Annotated in this window: 18 protein-coding genes and 3 pseudogenes; 10 read left to right on the top strand and 11 right to left on the bottom strand. The window is 35.0% G+C overall.

The annotated features are described in order from the left end of the window. The first annotated feature begins 212 nt into the window (after positions 1-212). The 3 genes from OPR21_RS00685 to OPR21_RS00675 are packed head-to-tail and all read left to right on the top strand — an operon-like array spanning position 213 to position 3,608. Positions 213-1,322 carry an outer membrane protein assembly factor BamB family protein gene (locus OPR21_RS00685; RefSeq protein ID WP_265029995.1) on the top strand — a complete coding sequence of 370 codons (1,110 nt, stop codon included), beginning with the start codon at positions 213-215 and terminating at the stop codon, positions 1,320-1,322. Then, complete coding sequence (lpdA, locus tag OPR21_RS00680) at positions 1,315-2,685, top strand: dihydrolipoyl dehydrogenase (RefSeq protein ID WP_265029994.1); 1,371 nt, start codon at positions 1,315-1,317, stop codon at positions 2,683-2,685. The genes OPR21_RS00685 and lpdA overlap by 8 nt, the downstream gene beginning before the upstream one ends. Positions 2,686-2,687: 2 nt before the next feature. Continuing rightward, a complete protein-coding gene (locus OPR21_RS00675; RefSeq protein ID WP_174516027.1) occupies positions 2,688-3,608 on the top strand; it encodes a tyrosine recombinase XerC in 921 nt (306 codons plus the stop codon). On the opposite strand, the gene OPR21_RS00670 is transcribed toward OPR21_RS00675, so the two are convergent. The 6 genes and pseudogenes from OPR21_RS00670 to grxC all read right to left on the bottom strand — a co-directional run bounded on the left by OPR21_RS00670 (position 3,605) and on the right by grxC (position 8,942). Continuing rightward, entirely contained in the window at positions 3,605-3,928 is a 324-nt protein-coding gene (locus tag OPR21_RS00670; RefSeq protein WP_265029993.1) for a TomO hydrophobic C-terminal domain-containing protein, read from the bottom strand. The genes OPR21_RS00675 and OPR21_RS00670 overlap by 4 nt on opposite strands. After that, positions 3,925-5,118: an ankyrin repeat domain-containing protein gene (locus OPR21_RS00665; RefSeq protein WP_265029992.1), complete on the bottom strand. Its 1,194-nt coding sequence runs from the start codon at positions 5,116-5,118 to the stop codon at positions 3,925-3,927. Before OPR21_RS00665 ends, OPR21_RS00670 begins: the two co-directional genes overlap by 4 nt. Positions 5,119-5,207: 89 nt before the next feature. After that, positions 5,208-6,155: a thioredoxin-disulfide reductase gene (gene trxB / locus OPR21_RS00660; protein ID WP_264329504.1), complete on the bottom strand. Its 948-nt coding sequence runs from the start codon at positions 6,153-6,155 to the stop codon at positions 5,208-5,210. Next, positions 6,142-6,741, bottom strand: coding sequence for a peroxiredoxin (locus OPR21_RS00655; RefSeq protein ID WP_012673206.1), 600 nt, complete (start codon positions 6,739-6,741; stop codon positions 6,142-6,144). The genes trxB and OPR21_RS00655 overlap by 14 nt, the downstream gene beginning before the upstream one ends. 874 nt (positions 6,742-7,615) lie before the next feature. Then, positions 7,616-8,488, bottom strand: a complete 873-nt coding sequence (locus OPR21_RS00650) for a hypothetical protein (protein ID WP_007550039.1) — start codon at positions 8,486-8,488, stop codon at positions 7,616-7,618. Positions 8,489-8,603: 115 nt separating this feature from the next. Beyond that, positions 8,604-8,942: pseudogene (gene grxC / locus OPR21_RS08485) on the bottom strand (glutaredoxin 3). A gap of 68 nt (positions 8,943-9,010) precedes the next feature. Between grxC and ribF the strand changes: the two are divergent. From ribF to OPR21_RS00625, 4 genes are read left to right on the top strand one after another with little or no spacing between them, the layout of a single operon-like run. Next, positions 9,011-9,943 (top strand): riboflavin biosynthesis protein RibF, encoded by a 933-nt coding sequence (gene ribF, locus OPR21_RS00640; RefSeq protein ID WP_010082493.1) that lies wholly within the window; start codon positions 9,011-9,013, stop codon positions 9,941-9,943. Then, entirely contained in the window at positions 9,940-10,416 is a 477-nt protein-coding gene (gene lspA / locus OPR21_RS00635) for a signal peptidase II (RefSeq protein WP_006279329.1), read from the top strand. Before ribF ends, lspA begins: the two co-directional genes overlap by 4 nt. 29 nt (positions 10,417-10,445) lie before the next feature. Continuing rightward, on the top strand, positions 10,446-11,786 hold the full coding sequence (locus OPR21_RS00630) for a M16 family metallopeptidase (RefSeq protein WP_265029990.1): 1,341 nt from the start codon (positions 10,446-10,448) through the stop codon (positions 11,784-11,786). Then, complete coding sequence (locus OPR21_RS00625; RefSeq protein ID WP_265029989.1) at positions 11,773-13,092, top strand: M16 family metallopeptidase; 1,320 nt, start codon at positions 11,773-11,775, stop codon at positions 13,090-13,092. The genes OPR21_RS00630 and OPR21_RS00625 overlap by 14 nt, the downstream gene beginning before the upstream one ends. Here the strand turns inward: OPR21_RS00625 and purN are convergent. The 4 genes and pseudogenes from purN to OPR21_RS00605 all read right to left on the bottom strand — a co-directional run bounded on the left by purN (position 13,086) and on the right by OPR21_RS00605 (position 16,570). Continuing rightward, on the bottom strand, positions 13,086-13,652 hold the full coding sequence (gene purN, locus OPR21_RS00620; protein WP_077188224.1) for a phosphoribosylglycinamide formyltransferase: 567 nt from the start codon (positions 13,650-13,652) through the stop codon (positions 13,086-13,088). The two genes, OPR21_RS00625 and purN, sit on opposite strands and share 7 nt — an antisense overlap. A 45-nt stretch (positions 13,653-13,697) precedes the next feature. Then, positions 13,698-14,709, bottom strand: a protein-coding gene (locus OPR21_RS00615) for an IS630 family transposase (protein ID WP_265029892.1) whose coding sequence is annotated in 2 segments (ribosomal slippage) — positions 13,698-14,246 and positions 14,248-14,709 — 1,011 coding nt in all. Because the reading frame shifts where the segments join, the coding sequence is not laid out codon by codon here. Positions 14,710-14,818: 109 nt separating this feature from the next. Continuing rightward, positions 14,819-15,651, bottom strand: a pseudogene (locus tag OPR21_RS00610) (IS5 family transposase). Between the two features lie 86 nt (positions 15,652-15,737). Continuing rightward, positions 15,738-16,570 (bottom strand): IS5 family transposase gene (locus OPR21_RS00605; protein ID WP_265029708.1). Its coding sequence is split into 2 segments (ribosomal slippage): positions 15,738-16,204 and positions 16,204-16,570, totalling 834 coding nucleotides; the frame shifts between segments, so codons are not numbered across the junction. 144 nt (positions 16,571-16,714) lie between these two features. Between OPR21_RS00605 and OPR21_RS00600 the strand changes: the two genes are divergently transcribed. Both OPR21_RS00600 and OPR21_RS00595 read left to right on the top strand, forming a co-directional pair. Next, a protein-coding gene (locus OPR21_RS00600) for an IS630 family transposase (RefSeq protein WP_265029988.1) occupies positions 16,715-17,726 on the top strand; the annotation gives its coding sequence in 2 pieces (ribosomal slippage) (positions 16,715-17,176 and positions 17,178-17,726; 1,011 coding nt in all). Positions 17,727-17,729: 3 nt separating this feature from the next. Continuing rightward, a pseudogene (locus tag OPR21_RS00595) lies at positions 17,730-18,735 on the top strand (transposase); the annotation flags it as partial. A 9-nt stretch (positions 18,736-18,744) separates the two neighbouring features. On the opposite strand, the gene OPR21_RS00590 reads toward OPR21_RS00595, so the two are convergent. Further along, on the bottom strand, positions 18,745-18,954 hold the full coding sequence (locus OPR21_RS00590) for a hypothetical protein (protein ID WP_015589377.1): 210 nt from the start codon (positions 18,952-18,954) through the stop codon (positions 18,745-18,747). Between the two features lie 130 nt (positions 18,955-19,084). On the opposite strand from OPR21_RS00590, the gene der reads away from it, so the two are divergent. Then, positions 19,085-20,410 (top strand): ribosome biogenesis GTPase Der, encoded by a 1,326-nt coding sequence (der, locus tag OPR21_RS00585; protein ID WP_010963041.1) that lies wholly within the window; start codon positions 19,085-19,087, stop codon positions 20,408-20,410. Position 20,411: the final 1 nt, after the last annotated feature.

Here is a 20,411-nt window from a genome sequence, read left to right as displayed (position 1 = left end):
TGGTATAAATTACTTTTATATCTCAATGTTCGTACAGCTATGCACGTTGCCGCATAGTGGATGAGGTGTACTACCTCTAAGAGTATACATTATCTCACATAATAATATAATATTTCGTTCATAAATCAACGTTTTTAACATGCAGCAAGAACATTTCCGTTGTAATTAAGGTTCTTAAGATGTATATTAATGAATCTTGTTTTCAATAAATAATGAAAGTAATAATTGTCATGATAATGTTATTGTGTAGCAGTTACACAATGGCAAGCGAGAGAATAAGTCTAGTGGATAAAAAACTATCTCAAGGATATGTAGCTCCAGTGCTTACAGAAAATAGCGTTATTTTATCAGACAAGCACGGCGCTTTATATTCCTTTGATATTGATAACTCAAAGGCTATGAATTGGAAATTACACCTCTCACACAGAAAAAAAATTAGTAACATGAGCCTATTGCGTCACAGAGGAAACGTTTTCTTTATAGTGGATAACGTTCTACACACAATAGATGCAAAAACCGGCGAGATTCAGTGGGAAAAAGAATTGAGAGCTCCAGTAAGAGGGAAAGCAGCAGTAATAAACAATAAATTGGTAGTATTGACTATTGATAATTATCTGTACGTGTTTGATATAAAAGATGGCAGCTTCGTTTGGACTTATCAAAACGGCATCAATGAGGTTCGAGGTTTGTATTCCATATCGCCAGCAATTTCTAATGATAAAATAATAGCACCATTTTCAAATGGTGAGTTAATAGCTTTTAATGAAGACGGTAAAAAATTGTGGAGCCAAAAATTGGCTACAAACCTTTTGGATACACAGCTCACAGATGTAACTACTACACCGAGAGTGCTTGGCGATACTTTAATAGCTACAAATAATTCTTATATTTATGGTATTGACGTAAAATCAGGAAATATTTTATGGTCAAAGTCACTGCAAGTAAAAAGTGTATCAGACATTGAGTCATATTATAGTCCTCTTATTCCTGCAGAGAAACAAAAAGAAGGCGGAAGAATTTTTATAGTTACTAAAGACGATAAAATAATTGGCCTGGATATAAAAAATGGAGAAACAGTCTGGACATCTGATTTAATAGAAAATACGCAATTGTTTGCTCCAATTATGCATGCCCATACACTGTGGGTGACAAGCAATAAAGGTTCAATGTTTGCTTTTCCGGGATCTGAAAGTGCAGGAAAGGTAGTCAAAGTACCTGGTAATGTGTTTCACACTCCAGTGTTTACTCGCAATAAGATATATGTAACAACTGAGGGAAAAGGTGTTTATTCTTTAGAAAATAGGTTTGTTTTTTATGACTGATTATGATTTAATTGTTATAGGTGGTGGCCCAGGAGGCTATAAGTGCGCTATCGCTGCTGCAAAACTTGGGTTGAAAGTTGCCTGCATAGATAAAAATAGCATTTTTGGTGGCACATGCCTCAGAGTTGGGTGCATACCCTCCAAAGCATTGCTCCATTCTTCCTATCAGTATGCTCACACGAAAAATGATCTGTCGAAGCTTGGCATAAAAATTAAGGACGCAAGTTTCGATTTAAAAGAAATGCTAGGCTATAAGGATGCCAGAGTTCAGGAACTTGGAAAAGGTATAGAATATCTGTTTAACCTTCATAAAATCACTAAAATCAATGGGCTTGCTTCTTTTGACCAAGGTAATCTTGAAGTTTCAGTTGAAGGTAAGGTGCTGAAGACAAAAAATATAGTAATTGCAACCGGTTCTGATGTTATTTCTTTGCCAGGAATTAATATCGATGAGAAAGACATTATTTCTTCCACCGGTGCATTATCTTTAACTGAAGTACCAAAAAAACTTGTCGTAATCGGAGCTGGGGCAATAGGGCTTGAAATGTCTTCTGTATGGAGGAGGCTAGGGTCTGAAGTCACTGTAGTAGAATTTTTTGACAGAATCGCTGCAGCAATGGATGGAGAATTAAGTAAGTCTCTACTTTCTAGTCTACAAAAACAAGGAATAAAATTTTTACTTAGCACTAAAGTTGAGGAGATAAAACAAAGTAGTAATTCTTTGAGTGTGAAAGTTTGCTCTGTAAAAGATAATCAAACAAACACTATAGAGGCGGATAAGGTATTGGTGGCAGCAGGACGCAAACCATGCACTGAGGGTCTTGAAAAAATAGAAAAAGATAATCGTGGTTTCGTTCAAGTTAACAACAGATATGAAACTAATGTGAAAGGAATATTTGCTATTGGTGATGTGATTGGTGGAGCAATGCTTGCTCATAAAGCAGAGGAAGAAGGAGTGGCAGTTGCAGAGATAATAGCAGGACAGTCACCTCACGTTGATTATGAAATTATACCATCTGTCATTTATACTCACCCTGCGGTTTCTTCGATTGGTAAAACCGAAGAGGAACTCAAAAATGCTGGCCGTAAGTACAAAGTTGGTAAATGTCAATTTGCTGCAAACGGCAGAGCAAAAATCACTGATGATGCTGAAGGATTCGTGAAAGTGCTGACTTGTAGCAGAGCAGATACAATACTAGGTGTGCATATCATAGGAGCATACGCTGATACGCTAATCAACGAAGCAGCAGTTGCAATGGCATATGGCGCAGCAGCAGAGGATATATACAGAATTTGTCACTCTCATCCTGATATAAATGAAGCCTTTCGAGATGCGTGCATCGATGCTTTCTTTAAAAAATAATTGTGGACCTCGGTTCAATCATTGAAAAATGGTATGAGTGGCTGAGGTGCAACAGATCTTATTCACCAAACACTTTAGAGTCATACATGAGGGACTTGAAGGATCTTATAAGTTTCCTAAATACTCACATTGGTGGAGAAGTAAATGTCGGCACTTTGGAAAAATTGAGCGTACCTGAGTTAAGAAGTTGGCTTACCTCTCGTTACGCAAGAGGTGTAAACGCAAGATCCAACACTCGAGCACTCTCAGTAATCAGAAATTTCTTCAAGTACATAAAAAATAACCACAATATAGACAATGAAGCTGTATTTTCCTTATCAAGGCCAATTCAGAGAAGAACTTTGCCCAAAGCATTATCAATACCTGATATAAAAACTTTATTGAAAGAAATGAAACTATCCGATCTGGGCGAATCTTGGGTGGTAAAAAGAGAAATTGCGATTATCGTCCTGCTATATAGTACAGGCTTAAGAATCAGTGAAGCGTTGAACCTTAGGGTTAGTGATATTAACAATGAAAGTTTAATAGTAACAGGTAAGGGAGATAAACAAAGGCAGGTATTCATTCTTCCGGTAGTAAAAAAGTGTATACAAGAATATGTAAAAGCCTGTCCTTACCTTGATGAAGCACAACATCTTTTTGTGGGAGTAAGAGGAAAAAAATTGGGAAGAACTTATGTGGCCAATCGTTTGCAAAAAATAAGGAGAATGTTAAATTTACCAGAAATTTTATCTCCACATGCATTTCGCCATAGTTTTGCTACTCATTTGCTTCAGGAAGATATTGACATAAGATCAATACAACAACTGCTTGGTCACTCAAGCCTGGAAACTACTCAAATTTACACTCACCTCAATTATCAAGATGTTTTTAACATGTACAAAAATTTTCAGCAGGGCCTGGAGAAGAAATCAAAACTTTAACTTCGTTCTAAACCACCAAGCTGAGTGCTTTCAACATCACTAAGTATTGTGTTTGCTTTGTATGAAAAGTAGCATCCAATTGTAAAAAAGGCAAATGCAGTTACAGCAAGTGGAATACATATTTCCAAATTAGGTATTGTTAAACATGCACCAACAGCAAACGCTCCAGACAACACAAAAGAAGCATAAGCGTAGTTGCTTTGTTCTCTACCAGAAGAAATTGCTTGCGAGGGTTTTTCGTTTTTATTACTCAGACTTTTAGTACGGAGCAGTCTATTTTCTGATGAAAGCCTATCTCTTTCTTCCCTTACTTGTTTCAAATCTCTCTTAATTGTGAAATTTCAACAGTGTCACTTGCTCTTCCATACACAATTCTATTAAGTCGAGTTACTTCACTATTTAGATCATTGATTTTTATTTTTTGAGCCGATTTTTCCTGCCTTAAATCTTTTTCTAATTGTGAAATTTTGCTAGTTTTATTCGTTAGCTCTTGCTCTTTCTCTACAAGTTGAGCTTTTGTTCTTTCAAGCCCTTGTAAAAACTTCTCAAAATCTTCTGGTATATTATTCGTATTTGCAGGAAATTTTTCATTTAAATAATCTTTAATAGAGTTAACTGGATTATCAACACCCCCCAATGCAGCAGTAACAACTGCACGATTTATAAAACAATTATCTTTTACTAATTTTTTCACATTATCTAAATCTTTTCTATTAATAGTATCAGTTAATCGGCTCTGAATAGCTTGTTCAATTGTTTGCTTTAATTGTGCATACTGCTCGTAACTAAAATCTAGGTCTTTATGTTTTAAAAGTTTTGTCAATACTTCTTTTTCATCTTCTGTTATCGTTCGTAAACATAATCGAATAATTAAGCTAAGTGGTGTTTTTATTCTTCCATCTTGGGTTCTTCTCCAGCAATTAGGATGAAGCTCTTGATTCAATAGTGTTTTCGCTTGGCAAATATTTCCGCTAGAAAGAGCAGCTAATAATTCTTTTCCTTTCTGTGCTTTTTGTATTTCTATTATCAAATGCCCAGCACGATTTTGTCTAGCACATTCCTCAGGATTTTGATGGTTTTTATTGGTTAGATAAGTGTTTATGTTTGGATGACTTAGTAAGAGTTGTAAAGTTTTCTTTTGTTGAAAGCACATTGCTAGATGCAAAACTGTATTGTTATTATTTTGTTCAGAAATATTAACATCTATGCTCCGGTGCAGTAGGAGCAACCTAATCATATTCTGATATTCTTTTTCTGTTTCAGAGCCTGCAGACAAATTAGTAACTATGGACATCAAAGGTGTCATGCCTTCTTTATCAAACGCATTAACATCCGCACCCTCTGCCAGAGCTTCTTTAAAATCTTCTAGGTTTCCATCATCAATAGCCTTAAATAGCTGTTTTGTTGATTCACTTAGCTGTCTTGAAGTTGTCGGATTTCGAGCTTGCGATGCCGTGTTATCACCACCTCCATAAGCTCCATAATATGCTACACCGTTTCTATAAGGCATACTAAACCCTCTTTATTAATGATTTACTAATATAATTATGTAAAAGAAAAGGAAAATTGCAAGCAATTTATCTAAAATCCTAGAATTAACTACGACTCCAAAAACTTTTCTGCATCAAGCGCAGCCATGCATCCTGTTCCTGCTGCAACTACTGCTTGACGATATACCTTATCTTGAACATCACCTGCAGCAAACACTCCTGCCCTACTAGTTAAAGTTGTTCCAGGTTTTGTAATGATGTAACCCTGCTCATCCATTTCAACAAAGCCTTTAAAAATACCCGTATTTGGTGCATGCCCGATTGCAATGAACACTCCATCCACTTTTAATTCTTGGGTTTTATCGATCTCTGCTGATTTAATCGCAATACCAGCAACCCTTTTTGGATTTTCTTCTCCAAGAATCTGCTCTACGGTATGGTTCCACATTACTTTTATTTTATCATTTTTAAAGAGCCTATCTTGCATTACTTTTTCCGCTCTTAATTTATCACGCCTGTGTATTAATATCACTTCTTTGGCAAATCGAGTTAAAAATATTGCTTCTTCAACAGCAGTGTTTCCACCACCAATCACAGCTACAACTTTATTCCTAAAAAATGCACCATCGCAAGTCGCACAAGCTGAAACCCCATAACCCTGAAATTTCTTTTCACTTTCTAAACCAAGCCACTTCGCTTGCGCACCAGATGCAATGATAATTGCATCTGAATAGTAGTCATTGATATTACCAGAAGATCTAAATCTATACTCATTAAAGTCCTCAAGTTGTTCAACGCTTTTTATCTCATCATCTATTATTTTTGCTCCAACCTTTTCTGCATGCAACCTCATTTGCTCCATTAGTTCTGGACCCTGTACTGAAACAAAACCAGGATAATTTTCAACATCTGTAGTAATTGTAAGCTGACCACCAGGCTGCATTCCCGTTACTACAATTGGCTCTAAGTTTGCACGTGCTGCATATATAGCGGCAGCATAACCCGCTGCCCCAGATCCAATAATAAGAACTTTTGTACTAAATTTATAATTCTTCACTGTATGAGTTTAGATAATCAGCTACTCCTTCATCGCTTGCCTGCATTGCTGGCTTACCTTTTTTCCACCCTGCTGGACACACCTCACCATGCTCTTCATTATGTTTAATTGCATCAACGATTCTAACGAATTCATCGATATTACGCCCTAAAGGCAAATCATTTATCGATTGATGACGTACAATAAATTTATCATCAATAACGAAAGTTGCTCTCAGCGCAATTGAGTCATCATATAAGACCCCATAGTCTCTTGATATAGACTTTTTGATATCAGACACTAAAGTGTAGCTAATCTCTCCAATACCACCATCATTAACTGGAGTGTTTCGCCATTTATAATGTGAAAATTTTGAATCTACACTTATTCCTATCACTTCAACACCACGCTTTGCAAACTCATTTATTCTATTATTGAGCGATATCAATTCAGTTGGGCAAACAAAAGTAAAATCAAGTGGATAGAAAAAAAGGACAGCATACTTATTTTTTATGCGCTTACTCAGACAGAAATCATCAACAATTTCTCCGTCAGAGAGAACAGATGAAGCAGTAAAATCGATAGCAGATTTTGTTACAAGATTCATAATTAACCTATTCTTTTAAAATAACTTCAATTTTACATCTTGATAAACTTATATGCAAGTTTTCTTTGGTTTTAGTCCTATAAAAACTTCCTAAAATAGCTCTTCTTTTTTACCGATAAGATACAATCCAGGTTGGAATACTGAGTTGGTGAGTATAAAATTCTACGTCATGCCACCGCGAACCGTCATACCGCCACGAACCGTCATACCGCGATTCATTCGCGGTATCTCTAGATCCCGCTAACAAGTAGTGGGATGACGGTTGTCGTTTAGCTATAAATGTTAAAAAATTTACCAAACAAAAAAAGGCAAAAGAAGCCCCGTGGTTGGCTAATTACTTACATTATACTTTCAAGTATGGCGTTTTTTTATTCTAAACGTTTAATAACCGCGATTCAGTTGCTTTTAAGCCGCAACTAATCTAAATTATAAACATTAAGAAACTTACTAAACAGAAAAAAAGGCAAAAGAAACCCTAGGGTAGCTAGTTATTCACTATCCATTTTTTAAGTTGGCGTTTTTTTATGTTTTAAATGCTTTATAAGCGCATTTTAGCTTATATTAGGTAAAAACCTAGAAGTTTTATAAAGACATAAGGTGCACATAGTGCAAAAAATTAAACATGAGACGCCAGATACGTGAGTTTTTTTGTCATTTAATCTGTACAGAGAAGATAAATAAATAGCTTCAGTTTCATGATAAGGGAGTTGGCGGAGTTTGTCAAGTAAGTTTTTCGCTTCTGCGGGCTACTTGAATAACGGCTACAATGTTCATACAGCTATGTACATAGCTGGAACCCAAAAAAAGAACCAAGTAGCCTTGGCTACTTGGATGACAAAAGGTAATACAAGAAATCTATTGGCTCTCGTATATCTTAGTGAAACTTAACAAGTTTATCTATAGTTTTAGTGATGATTCTTGGAGTATCCGGAGAAACTGCTGAGCTCAGCCTATTTAACCGCTCTATAGCGAACTCGCTATTCTCATTTGCTATGAAATCACATAAAATATTTTCTATATCCTTAGTAACACTTTCATGCTTTCTCAGAGGATGATTATGTGGATACCTACTGATGGTTTTGATACTGGAATACTCAACAAAAGCTTGATCCTTAAAAGCAAGTTGTCTCAATTTCTCTTTGAATTTTCCTTCTTCCTCTTTTGCTAAAAGGCGAGACTTTATCAGTGATTTTATAATCAAATTTATAGCTTGATGTATTTCAGAATGCACTATAACTTTAATGGTATTTTCTTCTACTATACAATCATAAATATTTTTTTCGCTCTGTAACGACTCTATTAATTTCTTGCTACTTTGTGAATTCAATTCCAAATTCTCCTCACTCATAGGAGTTATTATGAAGGTGTTCTTACTCACTCTGATGTTAAATTGTGGAGAGCCTTCAGAAAAGGAAAATGCTACATCCTTAAATTCAAGTGCATGATTGTATGCAGCAAAAAGGGTGTGTGCTATAACACTGCTGGGCACCTTCATTCCATGTTTACTCAGGTGGTTCAATACATTTTCAACCTCATGATATGTAAAGTCTGTATCTTTTAGCAATTCAACAACTTCTATGCCGTTGTGTTGTTTATACTCTATTCTTACTTCTTCTGTAAAAAGTGTTTTAGCTGCTATATGTTTATCAAGCACTGTGAAAATCTTGATGAAATTCTCTAAATCTTGTTTGTTAACTAATTCGATACTAATTAAGTTTCTGCTAATAATTGAAATATTTTTTGTCATTTTTTCCCACTAAAAAAACTCACTGAATGAATTGTATTTTTAATTCATTAAGAATTGTTTAAAGTGAGCATACTAGTTTTCATTTACGTATTACACGACAAAACAAGATAAAAAGTTACATAAAATCATCATGTGGTATAACACACTCTCCACATTCATCATTGCTGTTTGTGTAGGTTGTGACATCAGTGTGATTGTCATTATTATTTAGTATATCATCCAACTTTCCTTCTTTTTAAAGATCCATCAATTTGTCACACCCCCCAATGTGCTTATCGTTGATAAAAATCTGTGGAACTGTTCTAACGTTATACTTTGATTTTATGTCGTTAAATAGATCTGAGTTTTTGAGCACATCAATTTCTTCATACTTCACACCTTTTTTATCTAGTAAATCCTTTGCCCTTATGCAGTATGGACAGCCCTTCTTTACATATATCACAACATTTTTCACAATTTATCTCCGTAGCTTACTAAAATATAGTTATTATATATAAGAAACATGTAAAAACATCAAATTGTATGAAAATTATTTATAATTGTGAGCAAGGGATAGAAAATAATATAGCACTAACCTTCGGAAATTTCGATGGCATTCATTTAGGACACGAGTTTGCAATTTCTACTCTAAAGAAGGTAGCACAAGAAAGAGGATTACCCTCTGCAGTTTTAACTTTTGAGCCTCACCCATCAACTGTTTTATTTGGTAGAAACAATTTTAGGTTAATAGACCAAGAACAAAAAAAGGAACTAATCAGCAGCTATGGTATAGATTACTTATATATTATTAATTTTAATAGAGGTTTTTCTGAGGTTAGCTGCGATGACTTTATCAGTGAGATTTTAATAGATAAATATGGCGCTAAACACATAATTGTCGGAGAAAATTGCACTTTTGGTCATAAACGATTGGGTAATATATTAACTCTAGAGAAATATTCTGAAATATATGGATACTCTTTGACTAAATTAGAGCCATTAACAATTGACGGCAAAATTTGCTCTTCTTCTTCAATAAGGGAGTATGTACAAAGGGGCGAAATAGAAATTGCTAATAAATTGCTCGGCAGGCCTTATCAAGTTTCTGGTGTTGTGACAAAAGGTGCATGTAGAGGTAGAGAAATAGGATTTCCAACCATAAATATTCCTATAGAAGATTGCATGATAAAACCTAAGTTTGGCACATATTACGCTAGAGTGACTTTTCCTGATAGTAATCCAAATTGGTTATATGGAGTAGTCAATATTGGTATGAGACCTACTTTTAAGGATCTGAAAAAGCCTATAATAGAAATGCACATATTCGATTTTGATGAAGACGTATATAGTCATAAAGTCAATATACAACTTTTAAAATTCATAAGGTCAGAAAAAAAATTCCATAGTATTGAGGAGTTAACAAAACAGATAAATTATGATATACTTAAAGTTTATAGGTTAAAGGCAAATTTATGAAAAAGTTATGCTTAGTTGTTATATTAATTATAGTATTGATTGACCAAACGAGCAAATTGTACATAAACTCATTGATTGATGAAGGAGAATCAATTGAGATCGCTAGTTTTATAAAACTAGTTGAAGTTTGGAATTCAGGTATTAGTTTTGGAATGTGTAGCGCTTTACCACATGGCGGTTTCTTTTTTTCAGCATTTTCAATACTAATAATTGGTATACTTGCATATTTGATATACAAGTCTGACGATCAGTCAACTTACCTTGGTTTTTCTCTGATGATTGGTGGAGCAATCGGAAACGTAGTTGATAGGATCTATTGGGGAGCTGTATATGATTTCATATATTTTCATATTGATGATTGGTATTGGCCAGCCTTTAATTTAGCAGATTTATCTATAGTTTGTGGAATGTTTACATTGTTATATAAGTGGTATATATACGATATGCTTATTTCTAAACAAAATGAGGAATAAAATAATTGTTTTTATATTAGGTCGAAATAATGCTTCATAAGTTTTTTAGTTTTCTTATACTACCTGTACTTTTTTTTACTTACCCAATTTCTTCGAATGCTTTAAACATAGAGCACAACATAAAATATACTAAACTCAGTAACGGACTAGATGTTTATGTTGTTTCTAATCATCGGATTCCAGCCGTTTTACATGCAGTAATATACAAAGTTGGGGGAATGGATGATCCAATCGGCAAAGCAGGATTGGCTCACTACTTTGAACATTTAATGTTTGAAACTACAGGAAAGTTCACAGATATAGAAGCCACTATGAGTAGCATTGGGGCTCAATTTAACGCGTTTACCACTAAAGAGTATACTTGTTATTATGAGTTAGTCCCCAAAAAAGATTTACCACTGGCAATGGAAGTTGAAGCAGATAGAATGGGCAGCTTTAATGTTACTCAAGACAAAATAGATAGAGAAAAAAACATTGTACTGGAAGAAAGAAAAATGAGATTTGATAACCAACCTCATAACTTGTTGTGGGAAGAAATGGATAGTGCATTTTACCGTAATGGCTATGGTAGATCTGTTATTGGCTGGGAGAGCGATATCAAAACTTACAATCAGGATGACATAGTGAGGTTTCACGATAGTTATTATCACCCTGGTAATGCAATATTGCTGATTGTGGGTGATGTGGAACTTGATGAAGTAGTGAAATTAGCAGAAGAAAAATATGGCGAAATTAAAGCTAAGCCTGTAATGAGAAATTACCCAAATCAGGATCCAGTGCATAATGCAGGTCTATCGGTGACCTTAGAGAGCACTGAAGTAAAAGAACCAGTTTTATATTTTCGTTATCGTGTACCCTTATTTGAGCATATAAATGAAGCTTCCGCTGCTCATTTAGCGGTTGAAATTTTAGGTGGCGGCAAATCCAGCAAACTGTATAATGATCTGGTTTTAGATGAAGATGTGGCAGTATCAGTGTTTGCTTATTATAATAGCCTAGCTTTTAGTGATGGCTACATTGATATTCAGGTCATTCCAAAAAGCGGAGTTAATTTAGATATTGTTGAAAGAGAGTTAGATAATGCTATTAATAACTTCATGTCTAAAGGAATAACGGATGAGGAGTTGCAAAGCTCGAAATATAGATACAAAGCAGCACAGTTTGATAATCTATCTGACTTAACTCATATAGCGATGTTCTATGTGCCACACCTTGCACTTGGTATTCCACTTGATGAAATAGATATTTCATATAGCAAAATAGATGATGTTAATTTAGAGGATGTAAATAACAAAATTCGTACTATCTTTTCTTCCAATAAGTTAATTGGTCGTTTATTACCAAAAGGAGATAACAATGAGAATAAGTAAATTTGTACTTCTGTTTTTTTTCTGCCTAAGCTTTAATTTACAAGCAAGTGGTAGCTTAAATATAGAGGAGGTCACTACCCGTAAAGGATTTAAGTTTTTATTTGTCGAAAACTGTGCTTTACCAAAAGTTTCACTGAATATATCATTTAAAGATGCAGGTTATGTGTATGAGAGTGCAGAAAAACAGGGGCTTGCTTGGTTTACTTCTCTTGTAATCCAAGAAGGGGCAGGAGAAAATGACGCTAAGGATTTTGCAAAAAAACTGAAGATCAAAGGAATAAATTTACTTTTTTACCCCGATTTAGAAAGTTTCGGAGTGTCATTAGAAACTTTCTCTGAAAATTTAGAAGAAAGTATTTCACTACTTAGCGATGCTATAATACGTCCTAAAGTTGACCCTGAAGGGTTGAATAGAGTTTTCGAGAAAGCCAAAGTTGATTTTAATAATCTTGAAAAAAATCCTTATTTTGTTGCTGGAAAAGAATTAGATACGTTATTGTTTAAAAAACATCCTTACTCAAAAAGTGTGTACGGTACTCTTGATACTATAATGAGCATTACTAGAGACGATGTTTTAACATACATAAAGCGTAATTTTGCTAAAGATAACATAGTTATCAGTGTTGCTGGTTGTGCAAAAAAAGAAGAAATTATTACGCTATTAGATAAATATTTATCTAAATTGCCGTCAAAAAGATCAAAAGTGAGAAAAATACCTGTGAAAAATGATTTTGGTTCTGCAGAAAGTAAGAACATTTTTATGGATATACCACAAAGTGTGATACTTTTTGCTCAAAAAGGTATAGCTTATGAAGATCCAGACTACTATAATGCTCAAGTTTTGGTTAATGCGCTTGGTGGTATGGGGCTGAATTCAGTGCTGATGAAAGAGCTAAGGCAAAATCTTGGAATTACTTATGGTATTAGTGCCTCTATGGCTAGTTATACGCATGCAAATATTATAGCCGGAGGTTTAAGTACTGATAGCTCTACTGCCAGTCAATCCATATCTGCAATAAGAGATACATTGAGCAGGATAAAAAAGGAAGGAATTGATGAACAATTATTTAAAGATACAAAAATTAGTATGGTAAATAATTTTATCTTTTCCCTATCTAATAACGCAAACACAGCAGTGTTCTTGGCTAGTATGCAGGTACGTAATCGCGATATTAATCGTCTAAATAATTTTGTAAGTCTCATTAATGACGTAAAGCTAGAAAAAGTAAACGAGCTGGCAAGTTCTTTACTGGAACCCGAAAATTTATTTTTCGTTGAAGTTGGAAAAAACGCTCAGGGTCAATAATTAATACTTTCTGCTATTGATCTTACTGCTTTTACATAGCACTTATGCTCCTCAGCTAGAATGCGTTCTGAGAGGCTTTGAATATCATCAGCTAGTAACACTGGCACAGCAACTTGAGCAATTATGGCTCCAGCATCAACTTCAGGAGTGACATAATGTACAGTACAACCTGTAATTTTTACACCTGCTTTTAGAGCTTGCTCTTGAGCGTTTAGGCCTTTAAAAGACGGAAGTAAAGAGGGATGAATATTTATCACCTTGTTATGCCATTTACTCAGAAAATCAGCTTTGAGAATTCTCATAAACCCTGCAAGGCAAATTAAATCAACCTTATGTTGAACAAGTATTTCGTGAATTTTACCAGCATCAAGCGGTTTATCTTTAACAATAAACGCTGAGATTCCTGCTTGCTCTGCTATTTTCAGACCAGCAGCTTCGCTATTATTTGTGATAACACATGCAACTTCTGCGGAAAAATTCTGATCTTGACATGCTTCTATTAAGGCCTGCATATTCGACCCCCTACCTGAAATTAGTATTCCGAGTTTTATCTTTTTCATTATAGCACAGTTAGTTTAGAATTTAGTTAATACTAATACCAATTCTCATTGTTGTCCAGTCAAATAGGAAACATTGCAGAGTTGTTTAGTTGTGGAGCTGGCAAGAGAAGTAATAAATTTGCACAAAGCACCCTCAAGTAGAGCAATTGTATCGTATATTTTATTGCGCAAAATGTTCTGTTTTATATATAACCAAAGCCTCTCAACAGGATTTAGCTCAGGTGAGTATGGAGGTAGGTATATAATGTCGATATTTTTAGGTACCTTTAAATTTTTTGACCTATGCCAACTAGCACAGTCCATAACGAGAAAAGCCTCTCGTGTTTCTAGATATTGCGAAATTTGCTCAAGAAATATGTTCATGCAATCAGTGTTGACATTTGGTGCAAATAAGCTAGAACTCTCTCCATTTCTAGGATTAACTGCACTATAGAGATAGAAATTTTGCCTACCTAATTTTGTTTTAACCTGTGTTCTAATCCCCTTTTTAAACCACCCATGTCCAACTTTTGAATGTGTGCCAAACCGTGATTCATCAAAGAAAAATAGCTCTTTTTCTGGATACTTGCTAATAGCTCCATTGAGATTTTTTTTTGAATTCCTCTTTTTTGCTTTTATCTTGTCCATTATGAACTGGTCTTGGTGTAATATATGAGAATTTCATCTTTTGCATATGGCGGTGTACTGTAGATTTGCTGATATTTAATCCGAACTTTTCCTGGATTCTTATTCTCATTTCTTTAATGGTGATATTAGGATTTTCTTCTATCCACTCTTCAATTTGCTGTAGTTGAGCCTGATTTAATTTAGTTTTTCTACGACGTTGTGAAGGAGCAAACAGTTTTTCTTCTCTGCCAATTTTCAAGAGTTTTACCCACGAAGTTAGTGCGCTTCTTGAAATGCAATATATTTTTGCTACAGCCGTTATACTGTACTTTTTTGCTGCAATTACAGCATTTAGTTTTTTTGAAACATATGCATTATTCCTTACTTTCTTCAGCATTTCTTTTGCTGATTCTACTACTTTTTCATCCAATAATTTTGATCTTAATGCCATTTAAACCTCGCTATTTTACTTACTTCAGTATGGCTTTTCTTCCATCATTGTCCATCTGTTTGCCCTGTAATGGGAATTGGTATAAGAGGTTGTCCGGAAACTAGTAAATTCAAGCATATTCCCTCTTTAACATAACCCTACTCATAGCTAGGTATATGAAATTCTCAGTGGATGTTGTGAGTAAATCATACTCCTTCGATAGCCTTCTATTCCTATTAACCCAAGCAAAAGTCCTTTCTACAACCCATCTTCTTGGCTGTACTTTAAACCCTTGTTCTCTTGTTGGTAGTAGCTCAGGTGGCGTATCTTTGTGCACCCAAAATCTACATGGAGGCCTTGTAACAATTTCAATATCTATGTCATATTCTTCCTTTATGTGATTCTTTAAATTTCTTCCTTGGTATCCCATGTCAGCCCACATTTTTTTAACTTTAGTATATTTTGTTCTCATATTGTTTAATGCTATTTTAATACCATCTCTATCATTTTCGTTAGCAGCGCCTACGTAACAACCTAGTATAAAACCCTGAGTGTCTGTAATTATATGCCTTTTTCTACCCTTTACTTTTTTACTTCCATCATAGCCTTTGATCCCCCCTTTTCTGTAGTCTTTACAGATTGACTATCTACTATACAGGCACTCGGCTGCTCATTCCTTCCTATTTTTCTTCTACTATATTTTGTAATTTCATAATTCATTTTCTCAAAAATTCCCTGCTTCTTCCATTGCCTGAACTGCTCATACACAGTCTTCCATAGCGGAAAATCATTTGGTAAATACCGCCATTGACACCCTGTACGCAATACATAGAAAATTGCTTCTAATATTTCTCTTTTGCTATACTTTGGCGGCCTTCCTCCTTTCTTGTATGATACTCTGAAGTGTTTTTCTATTCTTGCCCATTCCCTTTCGCTTAGATCTGTTGGATACTTTTTTCTCATCTTTACCCCGTACTAAAATTTCAGATATTATAGCCTTTTACTTGTTTCCGGACAACCTCTTAGAGGTTGTCCGGAAACAAGTAAACTTAGGCATATTCCCTCCGTAACATAACCCTACTCATAGCCAGATATATGAAACTTTCAGTAGATGTTGTAAGTAAATCGTACTCTTTTGATAGTCTTCTATTCCTATTGATCCAAGCAAAAGTCCTTTCTACCACCCACCTTCTCGGCTGTACTAAAAATCCAGGATCCCGTTGTGGCAATAGTTCTAGTGGTGTATCTTTATGCACCCAAAACCTACATGGAGGCCTTTTCACAATTTCAATATCTATGCCATATTCTTCCTCTATATGGGTTTTTAAATCTTTTCCTTGGTACCCCATATCAGCCCACATTTTTTTTACTTTAGTATATTTTGTTCTCATATTGTTTAATGCTATTTTAATACCATCTCTATCATTTTCATTAGCAGCTCCTACGTAACAACTTAGTATAAAACCCTGAGTATCTGTAATTATATGTCTTTTTCTCCCCTTTACCTTTTTCGCACCATCATAACCTTTGACCCCCCTTTTTCCGTGGTTTTTACCGACTGACTGTCCACTATGCATGCGCTCGGCTCTTCATTTCTTCCCATTTTTGACCTACTATATTTAGTGATATCATAGTTCATTTTCTCAAAAATCCTCTGTTTCTTCCATTGCCTAAACTGCTCATATACAGTCTTCCATAGCGGAAAATCATTTGGTAAATACCGCCATTGGCACCCTGTACGCAATACATAGAAAATTCCCTCTAACATTTTTCTTTTACTATATTTTGGCGGTCTTCCTCCTTTTTTGTATGATACTCTGAAGTACTTCTCTATTTGTGCCCATTCCCTTTCACTTAGATCTGTTGGATACTTTTTTCTCATCTTTACCCCATACTAAAATTTCAAATATCATAGCCTTTTACCTGTTTCCGGACAACCTCTTATACCAATTCCCATTACAGGGCAAACAGATGGACAATGATGGAAGAAAAGCCATACTGAAGTAAGTAAAATAGCGAGGTTTAAATGGCATTAAGATCAAAATTATTGGATGAAAAAGTAGTAGAATCAGCAAAAGAAATGCTGAAGAAAGTAAGGAATAATGCATATGTTTCAAAAAAACTAAATGCTGTAGTTGCAGCAAAAAAGTACAGTATAACGGCTGTAGCAAAAATATATTGCATTTCAAGAAGCGCACTAACTTCGTGGGTAAAACTCTTGAAAATTGGCAGAGAAGAAAAACTGTTTGCTCCTTCACAACGTCGTAGAAAAACTAAATTAAATCAGGCTCAACTACAGCAAATTGAAGAGTGGATAGAAGAAAATCCTAATATCACCATTAAAGAAATGAGAATAAGAATCCAGGAAAAGTTCGGATTAAATATCAGCAAATCTACAGTACACCGCCATATGCAAAAGATGAAATTCTCATATATTACACCAAGACCAGTTCATAATGGACAAGATAAAAGCAAACAAGAGGAATTCAAAAAAAAATCTCAATGGAGCTATTAGCAAGTATCCAGAAAAAGAGCTATTTTTCTTTGATGAATCACGGTTTGGCACACATTCAAAAGTTGGACATGGGTGGTTTAAAAAGGGGATTAGAACACAGGTTAAAACAAAATTAGGTAGGCAAAATTTCTATCTCTATAGCGCAGTTAATCCTAGAAATGGAGAGAGTTCTAGCTTATTTGCACCAAATGTCAACACTGATTGCATGAACATATTTCTTGAGCAAATTTCGCAATATCTAGAAACACGAGAGGCTTTTCTCGTTATGGACTGTGCTAGTTGGCATAGGTCAAAAAATTTAAAGGTACCTAAAAATATCGACATTATATACCTACCTCCATACTCACCTGAGCTAAATCCTGTTGAGAGGCTTTGGTTATATATAAAACAGAACATTTTGCGCAATAAAATATACGATACAATTGCTCTACTTGAGGGTGCTTTGTGCAAATTTATTACTTCTCTTGCCAGCTCCACAATTAAACAACTCTGCAATGTTTCCTATTTGACTGGACAACAATGAGAATTGGTATTAGTTAAAAAAAGTTTGGGAATAGAATGTGAACTTATGGAGCCATTGACATGTACCCTCAAAGCAAGCTTTTTCTAAAGCAAGGTATAAGATTTGCCATACAGGCTTTCAAGAATTTAAGCATCCAAACAGCCTATCAGGATGAACCTGAGTTGGAGAGGCTATAGACTTATTGCAGCAGATGGTTCTGGTATGAGATTACCCAGCTCTGGGGAAATTGTATCCGAATTTGAACCAAATGGAACAACAGGCACCATTGGCAATTTGTTTGTTGATTTGTGTACTTCGCTGATTTGTAGTGCTCGTCTTGCAGCTTGGAATATAGGTGAACAAACGTTGGCGGCAGAGCAATTACCCGAAGTTATCACTCAAATGCGTTTATTAAATCAAGAGAAATTATTATTTATCTATGATCGTCTTCAGTAAAATTCATTCAGCAGCATTATGATTTGGAAGTAGATTTTATTTTTCGCTTGCAAAAAAGAAATTATAGTAAGCTATGGGAACGCTGGCGAATTAGATTTTGATTTTATATTAGAAAATGAAAAGCTAAAAAATAAAATGAAAGGACAGAAAGTAAGAGTTATAGTGCTGACATTAGCCAACTGAGAAACAGAGTTTTTGACCGAGACTTTGGAGCAAAGCTTATGTGTTAAGGTGGCACATAGAGGAAACGACTCAAAGTAGGAGCAGAGTTAGAGAATTTTTCTGGAGAGGCTGTATTACAAGAATTTTGGGCAAACTTGGTCATGTGCAATATATTATCGCTTCATATATGTGATGCACAAGGGCCTTGGAACCCAGATCAAATTACTGAGTATCGTTTAAATTTTTCAGTTTTATTTAGTGTAATGAGACAGAAACTCTATCAGGTACTTATTGCACCAAAAAACTTTCAAGCCCTTTTTAAGTATACGCGCTAAAGTTAAAATCCGACCGGGACAGCCGCAATAAAGTAGATAAGCCTAAACGCCATCATGTCTTTAGGAGAGTTTGCTAATGAAAGTTCTTAAGTTGACGTCATTGACTGTTCCGATTCGTTATATGACATAAGAGCATCATATATTTCATGCAATGTATTTGAGATGTTTTTTTCCATATGTTGATTAATATGCCCATATATTGTCGTCTCTTCCGAACACTCTGTATCTTTATGTATATGATTTTGTTGCTTTAATTCTTCTCTATCTACACTCTCTATTTGCTCTGACACTAGCATAACTACCCCATATTTTACATAACGAAATAAAAAATTCTAACTGTAGTATGCTTATATAATCTACGAAGTCAATAGTTAAATTGAAAAGTTTCGGTTATAATTTACTTCATATAGAACATGCCCTTGAATTATGCTAAAAATCGCCATAGTAGGCCTACCAAATGCTGGAAAATCGACCCTATTCAACAGATTAGTAGGAAGAAAAGCAGCAGTAGTGAGTAACATTCCAGGAGTGACAAGGGATAGGCGAGAGGGAATGGGGAGAATTAGCGATTTGGAGTTTAAAGTTATAGATACAGGAGGATGGAACGACCAAACTAATTTTTCACTACAAGTTATTGAACAAATCGAATTTTCTTTATCCAATTCAAACATAATTTTCTTTCTTGTTGATGCAAAAGTGCAAAATGAGCGAAATGAAGAGTTTGCAAAGTGGCTGAAGAGAAAAATAAATAAACCTGTAATACTAGTAGCAAATAAATGCGAGAGTCATAAATCCGAAAATGTTGATTATTTGCAGTTTTTTGATTTTCTTGGCCCGGTGTATATCTCTGCCGAGCATAATCTTGGCATGGTTGATCTTTATGATGCATTAGCTGGTGTTATTGAAAATTTTAACGAGAACACTGAGTTACCTAACAATGAACTGAGTAGGCTGAGGATCGCGATCATCGGCCGTCCGAATGTTGGAAAATCAACTTTTTTAAATGGTTTACTTGCAGAAAACAGACTAATAACAAGTTCAGAGCCAGGTACCACACGTGATTCTGTGGATATTACATATGATCATGATGGAGAGTTAATTACTCTAATTGACACTGCCGGAATCCGCAGAAAGGCGAATGTTGTAGATGGCTTAGAATCAAGATTTGTTGAGAAAAGCATGGAATCAATCAAGCGCTCTCATGTGGTAGTTTTAATGCTAGACTCCCTAGTTGGTATTGAGCAGCAGGATTTATCAATTGGTGAAGCTGCAATTAAGGGAGGGAAAGGGATTATTGTTGTTTTAAATAAGTGGGATTTAATAGGTAAGGATGACAGAAGCAGGTTAATAAAATTTGTCAAACAACAGGAAGTAACCAGGTTATTCTTGGAAGTGCCAACTATAACAATTTCTGCGTTAAAAGGCATGCGCTGCGGTGATGTGATAGATAAGTGTCTTGAAGTGAGTGAATCCTTGAACAAGAAGATCAGCACTGCAAAACTGAATAAGTGGCTCATAGATGCTGTAGGAAAACATTCTCACCCTCTTGTAAAAGGCAAAGCAGTTAAAATGAAGTATATCGCTCAAATTGGTACTAAACCTCCAGCTTTTTCTTTGATATGTAACATACCTGAAAGTGTTGATGAAAGTTACAAACGCTATTTAATTAACGATCTCAGAAAAAATTTCTTTGCAGACGGTGTGCCAGTTAGATTGCTTTTGAAAAAAAATAAAAATCCCTATGTAAAATGAA

Source organism: Wolbachia endosymbiont (group A) of Philonthus cognatus (assembly GCF_947251755.1).
Taxonomy (GTDB): Bacteria; Pseudomonadota; Alphaproteobacteria; order Rickettsiales; family Anaplasmataceae; genus Wolbachia; species Wolbachia pipientis.
Note: the sequence above shows the minus strand (reverse complement) of the source record. Positions and strands in the feature narration are given on the sequence as shown.

Coding starts and splice junctions, on each gene's coding strand:
- OPR21_RS00685 (WP_265029995.1), top strand. CDS start 213: ATGAAAGTAATAATTGTCATGATAATGTTATTGTGTAGCAGTTACACA.
- lpdA (WP_265029994.1), top strand. CDS start 1,315: ATGACTGATTATGATTTAATTGTTATAGGTGGTGGCCCAGGAGGCTAT.
- OPR21_RS00665 (WP_265029992.1), bottom strand. CDS start 5,118: ATGCCTTATAGAAACGGTGTAGCATATTATGGAGCTTATGGAGGTGGT.
- OPR21_RS00655 (WP_012673206.1), bottom strand. CDS start 6,741: ATGAATCTTGTAACAAAATCTGCTATCGATTTTACTGCTTCATCTGTT.
- OPR21_RS00650 (WP_007550039.1), bottom strand. CDS start 8,488: ATGACAAAAAATATTTCAATTATTAGCAGAAACTTAATTAGTATCGAA.
- ribF (WP_010082493.1), top strand. CDS start 9,011: ATGAAAATTATTTATAATTGTGAGCAAGGGATAGAAAATAATATAGCA.
- lspA (WP_006279329.1), top strand. CDS start 9,940: ATGAAAAAGTTATGCTTAGTTGTTATATTAATTATAGTATTGATTGAC.
- OPR21_RS00630 (WP_265029990.1), top strand. CDS start 10,446: ATGCTTCATAAGTTTTTTAGTTTTCTTATACTACCTGTACTTTTTTTT.
- OPR21_RS00625 (WP_265029989.1), top strand. CDS start 11,773: ATGAGAATAAGTAAATTTGTACTTCTGTTTTTTTTCTGCCTAAGCTTT.
- purN (WP_077188224.1), bottom strand. CDS start 13,652: ATGAAAAAGATAAAACTCGGAATACTAATTTCAGGTAGGGGGTCGAAT.
- OPR21_RS00590 (WP_015589377.1), bottom strand. CDS start 18,954: ATGCTAGTGTCAGAGCAAATAGAGAGTGTAGATAGAGAAGAATTAAAG.
- der (WP_010963041.1), top strand. CDS start 19,085: ATGCTAAAAATCGCCATAGTAGGCCTACCAAATGCTGGAAAATCGACC.